Consider the following 10,929-nt stretch of genomic DNA (forward strand, 5'->3'; position numbering starts at 1 on the left):
AGAATCTCTTTTCTCATCATTTTGAGATATTTTTGCTTCGGCGTTTCACGCCTCGTAACCCACTGTGTCGCTACACTCAATATGACAAGGTAAAAACTTACAAGGATAAAGTGGGCTTGAATTTAAATTCAAGCAGGTTTGATTTATTTGTCATTTTGAGCATAGCGACAGGGTGGGTTGCAAGGCGTAGCCGAAGCAAAAAAATCTCTTTTTGAATTACGAGATATTTCGGCTTTTTCAAAGCCTCAATATGACAAAATTTCAGACTTTTGTCTGAATTTTTTATGGATTTTACTTCGTGCTACGCGTCTGCTAACACATTTTTGCTACGCAAAAACCGCTACGCCCCAGCCGCCACGAATTTGCTAACGCAAATTCTCGCAATTACGACCCACCCCCTAAATCCCCTTTGCACGGCAGGGGGACTTGCCTACGGCTCAAAATGACAACTCAATAACCCACCCCCAAATCCCCTCCGCAAGGGAGGGGGACTTGCCTTGTGAATTCTCACTCACACGGCAGGGGGACTTAAAGTGTCGCCACTTAGCAAGTGGCTTTTTGTGTCACCCTCCGCACGGCAGGGACTTTAAATGAGGCAAACTTCATTTATCAAGGGGGCTTTCAAAGGCGAACCCTCAGCAAGAAATGACAAGATGAGCACATTAGAACAAAAAATCAACAAGCTAGTTTATAGCCTTTATGACTTAAATGAGAATGCAATCAAGCTGATAGAAAAAGCGTGAAAAAGCGAAACAAAAGTCCTTGCAAGGCGCGACAAACCAAAAATCCCTTGAGAGTGAGAATTCACACTACAAGTTCTCTCTATCTTGCGGAGGGGGGATTTTTTGCTTCGCAAGGCTCGCAACCCGCTGGGTGGGGGTGGGTTAATTTTGCATTAGCAAAATTATCATTTTGTGGAATTTGTGAATTTTCTTTTGAGTTGCAATTTTGAACCTTGAGAGAGCAAGGCTCAGAATGACAAAGAAATTTTAGAGATTTTTTTGCTTCGCCTCAAAATGACAAAAGTTTTTTTTTTGCTATGACTACGTCTTGCAACCCATTGGGTCGTTTTCTGCGAAAGCTCAAAATGACAAACAAATCAAACTTGCTTAAAAGCCCTTTACTTGTCATACTGAGCGTGTGCTAGTATCTCTATTTAATAAAGCATTAAACTCTTGTCTGTCTTCTCGTAGCGAAGAATTTCACAATGTTTGTCATACTGAGGGCAAAGCCCGAAGTATCTCAAACATTTTAGAAAATAGAGATATTTCGGTTTCGCCTCAATATGACAAGAGATTTTTCACTTCGCCTCAATATGACAAGAGATTTTTCACTTCGCCTCAATATGACAAGAGATTTTTCACTTTTCCTCAAAATGACAAAAGTTTTTTTTTGCTATGACTACGTCTTGCAACCCATTGGGTCGTTTTCTGCGAAAGCTCAAAATGACAAACAAATCAAACTTGCTTAAAAGCCCTTTACTTGTCATACTGAGCGTGTGCTAGTATCTCTATTTAATAAAGCATTAAACTCTTGTCTGTCTCGCGTAGCGAAGAATTTCATAATGTTTGTCATACTGAGGGCAAAGCCCGAAGTATCTCAAACATTTTAGAAAATAGAGATATTTCGGCTTCGCCTCAATATGACAAGAGATTTTTCACTTCGCCTCAATATGACAAGATATTTGAGTTTCTTTACTTAGGTTCAATATGACAAGAGATTTTTTTGCTACGGCTACATCTTGCAACCCATTGGGTCGTTTTCTGCGAAAGCTCAAAATGACAAACAAATCAAATTTGCTTGAATTTAAATTTAAATTCAAGCCCACTTTATCCTTGCAAGGCTTAAATTCAAGCTTAAAGTCTAATTTTTTCATCCTCTGCAGTTCGTAATCCGTCTTCCGTAGTCTATGTTCTGTAATCAGTCCTCTGTAATCCGTATTCCGTCCTCTATAATCAGTCCTTTGTAAAACGGTCAATTTTTCAATAAAAGTTTCTTTTAGTAACACTATGTCTCATTAAATTTAAGATTTATGTAGAAGATCTGAGAAAATTAAGTTTTGAATTTTAAGGTATTTAAAGCCTTGATTTAAGATTTTGATAGAGTAAAGAAGTTTTAATGTAAAGTTAAAGAGTGATTTAGAATAGATTTAAAATAAAGCGAAAAAAAGGCTTTTAGGGTTAAAAGCCTTGAATTAGCCTCTTAAACACATTAAGCTTGAGCTGTTCTTTTCATTTAAAGCTAAAAAACCCACTGCTGTGGCTTGCCCTCATAGCCGGCCAAAAAGTGAAAATGTAGATGAAAGACCTCTTGTCCAACGCCCTCGCCGCAGTTGGTTAAAAGCTTATAGCCTGTTTTATCAGCCCCTGTTAAAACAGCAAGTTCGTGGATAAAGCTTGTCATCTTTGCCATCACCTCAGGGCTTAGCTCTTGAAAGTCCTTAAAATAAGCCTTTGGGATAACTAGTATGTGTATGGGTGCCTTTGGATTTATATCTTTAAAGGCTAAAAATTCATCGCTTTCAAGTACCTTTGTGCTTGGAAGCTCGTTATCTATGATGCGCTCAAAGATGTTTTTTTCTCTCATAATCTAATCCTTTGTGTGAAAAATTTATTCCATTATAGCCTAAATTTAAAGTTTTTTAGGTAGAATTTATCCAATTTTTAAGGAAAAGGATAAATTTGCAAGATCTAATTGATAAGATAAAAGCTAGCAAGGATCTAGCCCAGCTTGAAGCCTTGCGCGTGAGTGTGCTTGGCAAAAAGGGCTATTTGACAACGCAGTTTGCTAAATTAAAAGAACTAAACGAAAGAAAGAAAAAGGAATTAGCCAAGAGCTTAAACGAAGAAAAAGAAGCCTTTAACAAGGCTTACGAGCAAAGGCACCAAGAGCTTTCAAAGCTTGCTTTAAACGAGGATATGAAAAAGGATGCCTTGAATTTTAGCTATTTTGACGAGGGCTGTGTTAGTGGGGCACTTCATCCTATAAATTCAACTATGGATAGGATTATTGATTATTTTGTAAGTTTAAATTTCAGCGTTGAAAAGGGTCCCTTGATAGAGGATGACTTTCATAATTTTGAAGCCTTAAATTTACCCAAAACCCACCCCGCACGCGATATGCAAGATACCTTTTATTTTGATGATGGCAGCTTACTTCGCACCCAAACCTCCCCTGTTCAAATTCGCACTATGTTAGCTCAAAAACCCCCTGTTCGTATGATAGCACCTGGGGCTGTTTTTCGCCGAGATTTTGATCTTACTCATACTCCTATGTTTCATCAGATTGAAGGGCTTGTGGTTGAAGAGGGGGCAAAGGTTAGTTTTGCGAATTTAAAGAGCATTTTGGTGGAATTTTTGCATTATTTTTTCGGAGATGTTAAGATTAGATTTCGTCCTAGTTTCTTTCCTTTTACAGAGCCCTCAGCCGAGGTTGATATATCCTGTGTCTTTTGCAAGGGAGGTGGTTGTAGGGTTTGTAAGCAAACGGGCTGGCTTGAGGTCTTAGGATCTGGGGTTGTCGATCCTAATGTGTATAAATTTGTAAATTATCAAAATGTAAGCGGCTATGCCTTTGGGCTTGGTATTGAGCGCTTTGCTATGCTTTATCATCAAATTCCCGATCTTCGTTCCTTGTTTGAAGGGGATCTGAGGCTTTTGGAGCAGTTTAGATGATAGTTACAAGGACTTGGTTAAGTGAATTCATAGATCTAAAAGATCTCAGTCTAAGCGAGATCACAAAAAAGTTAAATGAAATAGGCATAGAAGTAGATAATGCTCACTCTTTAAGGGTGCCAGATAGGGTAGTAGTAGGACAGATCAAAGAAAAAACTAGGGTAGAAAACTCAGACAAGCTTAGTCTTTGCGAGGTAGATATAGGAGAAAAAAGCCTTCAAGTAGTTTGTGGGGCAAAGAATGTCGAAGTAGGGCAGTTCGTAGCCTTAGCCTTAGAGGGTGCTAACCTGCCAAATGGGCTAAAAATTCAAAAAACCACTCTAAGAGGGGTTGTTAGCGAGGGTATGATTTGCTCCTCAACTGAGCTTGGACTAGCAAAGATAAATGAGGGCATAATGATACTTGATGAGAGCATTGGCGAGCTAGAACTTGGCAAGGCCTTAAATGAATATGCCATATTTGATGATGATCTTATGGAGCTTGAACTTACTTCAAACCGTGGAGACTGTTTAAGCGTTTATGGCATAGCAAGAGAGCTTAGTGCTGGCTTTGATAGGGATTTAAAAAAGATTGCTAATTTTGAGGATGAGGAAAATAATCTTGCCATAGGTAGAATTTTTAGGCTGTCTGTGGATAAGGAGCTTAAAAGTTCTTATATATATAGGGTTGTTGAGTTTGAGGATGTGGCTGTGAATTTAACTATGAGTTTAAAGCTTGCTACTATCTCAAAGCTTACGGATAATACTATTTTAAATTTCTTAAACTGTGCTACTCATTCTATGGGTGCTATCTTTAATGCCTATGATCTAAGAGTTTTTAGCAAAAACTACGAAGAAATCATAATAAAAGACAAAAAAGACAAAAAAGACAAAAAATTAGTTCCCATTGAAGAGCTTAGCTTTGTCATTAAAAAAGGAGAAAATCAAGAAAGCCTGATTTATCACAAGGATGAGCTTGTGGCTGTGAGTGGAATTTATCAAAGCCCATCATCAAAGGTTACAAATTGTAGCAACTTGGTTTTGATAGAGGCAAATTATAATGACCCCTCAGTCATAGCCCTAGCAAAAAATAAGTACGAAAAGCAAGATGAGGACACGGTTTATAGAAGCTTTAGAGGCTCTGAGCCTCAGCTTAATCTTGCTATGAATTACCTACTCACTAGGCTGGTTAAATACGCAGATGCACAAGTTTGGGGAAGCTCGCAACATTTTAGCTACGCACCCAAACAAGAGGATCTTAAATTTGATCTCTTTCAACTTTATGAGTATTTAGGAGTAGAGCTTGATACAAACAGGATCATTAATATACTAAAAAGATTAGGCTTTGGTGTAACCATCATTGACAAGCATTTATTTAATGTCAAGCCCCCTATTTATAGAAGCGATATAGCTAATTTTGCCGATCTAAGCGAGGAAATTATGCGCATAGTAGGCATTGATAATATCCCAGCAAGACCTTTGATTATAAGTGAAAGAACAAGGCTTAATGAGTGTTATTTTGATTATAGAGCATTAAGGGCTTTAAGGCACAAGGCAGTGGCAAATGGCTATTTTGAAAGCGTTCATTATGTGCTTGATAGCGAGGATGAGCTAAAAAATCTTGGCTTTAAAATCCCTAAAATTAAACTCATTAATCCCATCAGCAAAGAGTTAAACACCCTTAGATCAACCCTTATAAATCAACTCTTAAATGCAGCAAGCTTTAACACAAAAAATTCAAAAAAGATCATAAAGCTTTTCACAAGCGGTGCTGTTTTTGACGAAGAGGCTACTCAAAAGGAAAAAATAGCCTTCATTTTTAGCGGCTACAAAGAGGAGCCAAAGATCTCAAACAAGGCAAAGCCTAAATTCATAGACTTTTACAGCTTTTTACTTGAAATGAAGAATATCTTTGGTGAATTTTCGCTAGCTAGTTCAAATTACAGCTTTTTAAGCGAATATGAACAAGCAAGGATCATTAAAAATAAGCTTGTAGTAGGCTTTGTAGGACGGGTGCATCTTGGCATAGAAAGAGATAAAGGCTTGCAAAAGACCTATGTGTGCGAACTTGATCTATCCTTGCTAAAAAGCGAGGTAAAAAGGGTTAAGCCTTACTCAAAATTCCCACAAGTTAGTAGGGATCTAAGTATAATCATCCCAAAATCTTATGAGTATGAGAGTATAAAAGAGTGTATAAGATCTTTAAATATAGGCATTTTAAAGGAATTTAGAGTGATTGATCTTTATGAGGATGAAAGCTTAAAAGGCGAGTATAGTTTAAGTATAAATTTTATCTTTCAAGCTGAGGAAAAGACCCTTGAAGACTCTCAAGTAGCTGAGAAAATGGAAGAAATTATAAGGGCTTTAAGCGATAATTTAGGGCTTAGATTAAGGCAGTGAGCTTTGTGAATTTTCTTAAAATCTTTGAATTTTTAGGCCTTTTGTGAATTTGACAAATTGGACGCAAAGCATTCTTTCAAAATTTAACAAGCTTTCATATAAAGCCTTCTTGTAAAATTTACACAAAGCCTTGTTTTAAAGTAGAATTTGAAGCCTTGAATTTTTAGTTTGTAACTGAGCTTTTATTTATAAAGTTTTGCAAGCCACTTTGTGTGGTAGGCTAAAATGGTGGGCTGAAAAATTTGCACGGTTGTTTTAAAATTCATAAAATTCAAGTACGCAAAAAAGACATAAAAAAAAATCAAGGATACAAAAAAGGCACAAAAAGGACACAAAAAATTTCAAGGACATAAACAAGACACAAGAATTCAGCACCACAAAAGATAAAACTATTTCAGCAAACGCAGCATTGAAACCAAGAAATTGATCCTATGTAGTCTTAGAGTCTGCTAAAAGCCTTAAAAGATCTTTATCTAGGCAAGATTAATGAGGGCTTGAATTTAACTAAGACAGTTTTAAACAAAAAAAGATCATCTTAAAAACAAGGCTTTATCAAATGATAAACTAGCCTAAATTTAAAATATTTTGCCACAAATTTTACAAAATGAAAGACAAAAAATGAAAATTCACGCTTTAACACAGGGCTTTACCGCAAGGCTTGAAAAAATCGCAGCCGATAAGAGCATAAGCCACCGCTTTGGCATTTTTTCAATGCTTTGCGAGGATGAATGTAGGGCTAGTAATTACCTACTAGCAGAGGATACACTAAACACCCTTGAAATAGCTAGAAACTTAGGTGCTACTGTTGAAAGAAAGGATGATAGGGTGCTAATTAAGGCTCCTAAAAAGATCATCAGTCCAAATAAGATCCTTGACTGTGGAAATTCAGGCACAACCATGAGACTTATGATGGGCTTTTTAGCAGGAGCTCAGGGCTTTTTTGTTTTAAGTGGGGATAAATACCTTAACAAACGTCCTATGAAGCGAATTAGCGAGCCCTTAAAAAGGATGAGGGCTAGGATTTATGGGAGAGAGGATGCTAGCCTTGCTCCACTTTGCATTGAGGGTGCAAAGTTACAGGGCATTGAATATGAAAGCAAGATCTCCTCAGCTCAGGTAAAAACAGCTTTCATTTTGGCTAGCCTTCGTGCAAATTCTAGCTCTCATTTTAGCGAGCCACTACTTAGTAGAAATCACAGCGAAAATATGCTTTTGGCTATGAATGCACCCTTAAAATTAAGCCAAGATGGGCTAAAAATTCAAATCTCCCCACTCAAAGCTCCTTTAAAGCCCCTTAAAATCACCATTCCAAACGACCCATCCTCTGCATTTTACTTCGCTGTAGCAGCTGCGATTTTGCCAAACTCAAGTGTGATTTTAAGCAATGTTTTGTTAAATAAGACCCGCATCGAAGCCTTTAAGGTGCTTGAAAAAATGGGTGCTAGGATCGAGTTTAAGCAACTTCAAAATGACTTTGAGGCTGTGGGCGAAATTTGCGTTGAAAGCTCAAATTTAAAGGCTGTAACTGTAAGTGAGAATATCTCTTGGTTAATTGACGAAGCACCTGCTCTTGCCATAGCCTTTGCCTTTGCTAGTGGCACTTCAAGGCTTGAAAATGCCGCAGAGCTTCGCGTAAAAGAAAGCGACCGTATCACTGCTGTGGTTAGTAATTTGCAAAAATGTGGCATCTTAGCAAGAGAGCTTAACTCAGGCTTTGAGATAGAAGGCTTGGCTACTTTAAGCTCTAAGGACCTTACAGGCACGAAAAATTCAACGCCTTTTACACAAAAGCTTACAAAAGATCCAAAAACATTGCCTAAAATTCAAAGCCTTGGAGATCATAGAATAGCAATGAGCTTTGCCATCTTAGGGCTTAAATGTGGGGTTGAAATAGATGACACCGAGTGCATAAACACCTCTTTTCCAAATTTTTTAAGCATACTTAAGGATTTAGGAGCAAGGATAGAGGATTAAGTTTAAAGGCTTTGCTTTTTTGATCTTGCTATTTTAAAGGCTTTTTCTAGCTTTTTTTAAATTTAAGCTGAATTTAAAACATTGAGGCTAAAAATTCACACAAATAAATTAAGCCCTTGAATTTAAAACAAAAATTCACAGTGTGAATTTAAAAAGCTAAAATTTGTGAAAGCTTAAATTCAAGGATGAAAAAGCTTATAAAGGTTTAGCTTTTTAAATTCAAGGATGAAAAATTACAAGCATTTAGCCTCTTTAAAAGTAGGGGGTAAGTAAAAAATTCACAGTTTAACTTTGTAAGAAAGATAAAAAGTTACAAGTTAAAATTTACAAGAGGGGACAAAATTTACAAGCTTAAATTTACAAGACAAAAATTCACAGCTAAAATTTACAAGAGGAGCAAAACTTCACAGCCTAAATTTATCATAAAGACAAAAATTCACAAGTTAAAATTTACAAGAGACACAAAAATTCACAGTAAAATTCAAGCAAGAATTCAAGTAAGGCAAGAAATTTAGCTAAAAATTCACAAAAAGGATAAAAATGAGCGAAAAATGGCAAAAAGAAAACGATGTCGATGACTATGTCAAGGGCATTTTTACTGAGTTAGGGCTAGTTAAAAACAAAGATTTTTACGAAAAAACCGCATCACCTTTTATGCAAGAAGCCCTAAAAGGTGCAAGCAAGACAGGCAAGGGTGGCAAAGCTGCGATTGATTTTGTGGTGGAAAAATACGGCGATCTTCCTGTGGTGATTGAAAATAAACTAGGCATTAAAAAGCTTCAAGCCCTAGAATCCCCAGTTATTATAAAAGAAGATACTTCAAGTGTGCGTGATTTCGCCTTAAACGGTGCCTTGCATTATGCTAAACACCTAGTCAAAGCAAATGCCTACAAAGAAGTCATAGCCATAGGCGTGGCAGGAGATGATGAGTATAATGTAGAGATAAAAATCTTTTATGTCGCAGAAAATAACACCTACATAGATACAAACTACAAAGATTTAGGCTTTTTGCGTGATAAAGAATCCTTTGATGATTTTTATGAAAATATCAAGCTAACAGATGAGCAAAAGCATAATTTTGCCATTTATAAAAGAGAGCTTATAAGCAAACACGCTAAGAATTTAAGCAAGATTATGAATGATTTTTCGATTCTCCCACACGAAAGGGCTTTATTTGTCGCAGCGTGTTTGCTTGCTATGCAAGATATTAAGCACAAGGAGCAAACCCTAGAAAAAGGCTTAACCCCCGATTTGCTTTTGGGCGCAGATGGAAGCTACCGAGACAGCATAAAAATCCAAAATCACATAGAAAAATTTTTACAAAACCACGATTTAGCCCAAGATAAAGTCTCTTTAATGACAAACTCATTTCACAGAATGACGATTAACACCAACAGAGATGCACCTAGGGCTTTACACAAACAGTTAGAAAAAAGCAAATATCTAAAAAGCAAGAGTGCTAGCACAAACAAGCAGGTTTTTACCTACATTTTTGAGCATATTTTTAACGAGATAAACACGCTTAATAAAAACACCAAATTTTATGACCTTATGGGCGAAATGTATAATGAGTTTTTAAAATACGCAATGAGCGGGGGCAAGGAAATAGGCATAGTCCTAACGCCCTTTTATGTAACCAAAATGATGAGTAAGATTTTAGAAATTCACAAAGATTGCAAGGTGCTTGATTTAGCCACAGGCTCAGCTGGCTTTTTAATCGCGGCTATGGATTTGATGATTAGCCTAGCTACGCAAGATTGCCAAAGCTTTAAGCTCAAAGACAAGATAAATGAGATTAAACAAAGCCAACTTTTAGGCATAGAAGAAAGTGCGGATATTTACGCCCTAGCCACTACAAATATGATTTTGCGAGGCGATGGTTCTAGTCAAATCATTCAAAACGATAGCTTTAATACCGCCCTAACTCAAACCATTAGAGAATTTAAAGCCGATAGAATCTTACTCAATCCTCCCTTTTCTTACAAGGAAAATGGAATGCCTTTCATAAAATTAGGGCTTGATAATATGCCACGCCACGCACTAGGTGCGATTATCATTCAAGATTCAGCTGGTTCTGGCAAGGCAACTCACACCAATAAAGCCATTTTGCAAAAACACACCCTAAAAGCAAGTATCAAAATGCCAACTGATTTGTTTCAGCCTATGGCAGGGGTTCAAACAAGTATTTATATCTTTGAAGCAGGTGTGCCACACGATTTTAAAAAGAGTGTGAAATTTATAGACTTTCGAAATGACGGCTATAAACGCACAGAAAGGGCTTTACAAGAGGTGGATAATCCCACAGCGCGTTACAATGACATCGTAGAGATTTACAAAAACGGCAAGGCTTCAAGCAAATTTTTACAAAGTGCTTGGAATTTAGATGAAATTTACATAGAAGATTTTATCACGCCCAGCGGGGCAGATTGGAATTTCGACCAGCATAAAATTATCGATTCAAAGCCAACATTAGCGGACTTTAAAAAGACGGTGAGCGATTATTTAGCTTGGGAAGTGTCTCAAGTGCTTAAAAAGGACTCACTTTGACTTAGCTAGATTCTCAAATGATAAATCTACCCACCCCCCTAGCCCCCCTCCGCAAGGGAGGGGGGAATCAGTGGAGTCATTCTCCGCACAGCAGGGGGAATCTAAAAAGTCCCTCCCCTTGCGGGAGGGATTTAGGGAGGGGTCATCATTGCAAGAGGACGACACATTAAGCCCCCACGCCTTGCGAAGTGCGGATTCTCAAAAGTCCCCCTCCCTTGCGGAGGGGGATTTAGGGGGTGGGTTAGATTCCAAGCATTGCGAAGAATCCACTCTCGCCAAACTTGAAAATGAGTTTAAGCAAAATGGGGGCAAATGGGAGGAATTTAGAATAGGGGATTTGTTTGAATTATTTGAAC

The 10,929-nt window shown here is 37.4% G+C and carries 13 protein-coding genes; 11 read left to right on the forward strand and 2 right to left on the reverse strand.

The features are described 5' to 3' along the window. The 5 genes from DMC01_RS13745 to DMC01_RS16075 form a co-directional block, all read left to right on the forward strand. The coding region (locus DMC01_RS13745) for a hypothetical protein (protein WP_185908885.1) at window positions 1-215 on the forward strand (215 nt) is incomplete at its 5' end. 54 nt (window positions 216-269) lie between these two features. Then, complete coding sequence (locus tag DMC01_RS13750; protein WP_185908886.1) at window positions 270-446, forward strand: hypothetical protein; 177 nt, start codon at window positions 270-272, stop codon at window positions 444-446. Continuing rightward, window positions 427-594 carry a hypothetical protein gene (locus DMC01_RS13755; RefSeq protein ID WP_185908887.1) on the forward strand — a complete coding sequence of 56 codons (168 nt, stop codon included), beginning with the start codon at window positions 427-429 and terminating at the stop codon, window positions 592-594. The genes DMC01_RS13750 and DMC01_RS13755 overlap by 20 nt, the downstream gene beginning before the upstream one ends. Further along, the gene (locus DMC01_RS13760) at window positions 591-743 is read left to right on the forward strand and encodes a hypothetical protein (protein WP_185908888.1); all 153 of its coding nucleotides are present in this window, start codon (window positions 591-593) and stop codon (window positions 741-743) included. Before DMC01_RS13755 ends, DMC01_RS13760 begins: the two co-directional genes overlap by 4 nt. 19 nt (window positions 744-762) lie before the next feature. Beyond that, a complete protein-coding gene (locus DMC01_RS16075; RefSeq protein WP_282432310.1) occupies window positions 763-888 on the forward strand; it encodes a hypothetical protein in 126 nt (41 codons plus the stop codon). A 769-nt stretch (window positions 889-1,657) separates the two neighbouring features. Here DMC01_RS16075 and DMC01_RS11085 read toward each other — a convergent pair. Further along, window positions 1,658-2,008 carry a hypothetical protein gene (locus DMC01_RS11085; protein WP_142694275.1) on the reverse strand — a complete coding sequence of 117 codons (351 nt, stop codon included), beginning with the start codon at window positions 2,006-2,008 and terminating at the stop codon, window positions 1,658-1,660. 233 nt (window positions 2,009-2,241) lie between these two features. Next, window positions 2,242-2,586 carry a histidine triad nucleotide-binding protein gene (locus DMC01_RS11090; RefSeq protein WP_142694276.1) on the reverse strand — a complete coding sequence of 115 codons (345 nt, stop codon included), beginning with the start codon at window positions 2,584-2,586 and terminating at the stop codon, window positions 2,242-2,244. Between the two features lie 95 nt (window positions 2,587-2,681). Between DMC01_RS11090 and pheS the strand changes: the two genes are divergently transcribed. The 6 genes from pheS to DMC01_RS11115 all read left to right on the forward strand — a co-directional run. Next, window positions 2,682-3,674: a phenylalanine--tRNA ligase subunit alpha gene (gene pheS, locus DMC01_RS11095; RefSeq protein ID WP_142694277.1), complete on the forward strand. Its 993-nt coding sequence runs from the start codon at window positions 2,682-2,684 to the stop codon at window positions 3,672-3,674. Next, entirely contained in the window at window positions 3,671-6,052 is a 2,382-nt protein-coding gene (gene pheT / locus DMC01_RS11100; RefSeq protein ID WP_142694278.1) for a phenylalanine--tRNA ligase subunit beta, read from the forward strand. Before pheS ends, pheT begins: the two co-directional genes overlap by 4 nt. A 618-nt stretch (window positions 6,053-6,670) precedes the next feature. Continuing rightward, a complete protein-coding gene (gene aroA, locus DMC01_RS11105; RefSeq protein WP_142694279.1) occupies window positions 6,671-8,026 on the forward strand; it encodes a 3-phosphoshikimate 1-carboxyvinyltransferase in 1,356 nt (451 codons plus the stop codon). A 540-nt stretch (window positions 8,027-8,566) separates the two neighbouring features. Beyond that, window positions 8,567-10,573 carry an HsdM family class I SAM-dependent methyltransferase gene (locus DMC01_RS11110; protein ID WP_142694280.1) on the forward strand — a complete coding sequence of 669 codons (2,007 nt, stop codon included), beginning with the start codon at window positions 8,567-8,569 and terminating at the stop codon, window positions 10,571-10,573. Between the two features lie 17 nt (window positions 10,574-10,590). Further along, window positions 10,591-10,743 carry a hypothetical protein gene (locus DMC01_RS13765; RefSeq protein ID WP_185908889.1) on the forward strand — a complete coding sequence of 51 codons (153 nt, stop codon included), beginning with the start codon at window positions 10,591-10,593 and terminating at the stop codon, window positions 10,741-10,743. Then, on the forward strand, window positions 10,722-10,929 hold a 208-nt coding region (locus tag DMC01_RS11115; protein ID WP_221887156.1), incomplete at its 3' end, for a hypothetical protein. The genes DMC01_RS13765 and DMC01_RS11115, both read left to right, overlap by 22 nt.

This window comes from Campylobacter troglodytis, from assembly GCF_006864425.1.
Taxonomy (GTDB): Bacteria; Campylobacterota; Campylobacteria; order Campylobacterales; family Campylobacteraceae; genus Campylobacter_D; species Campylobacter_D troglodytis.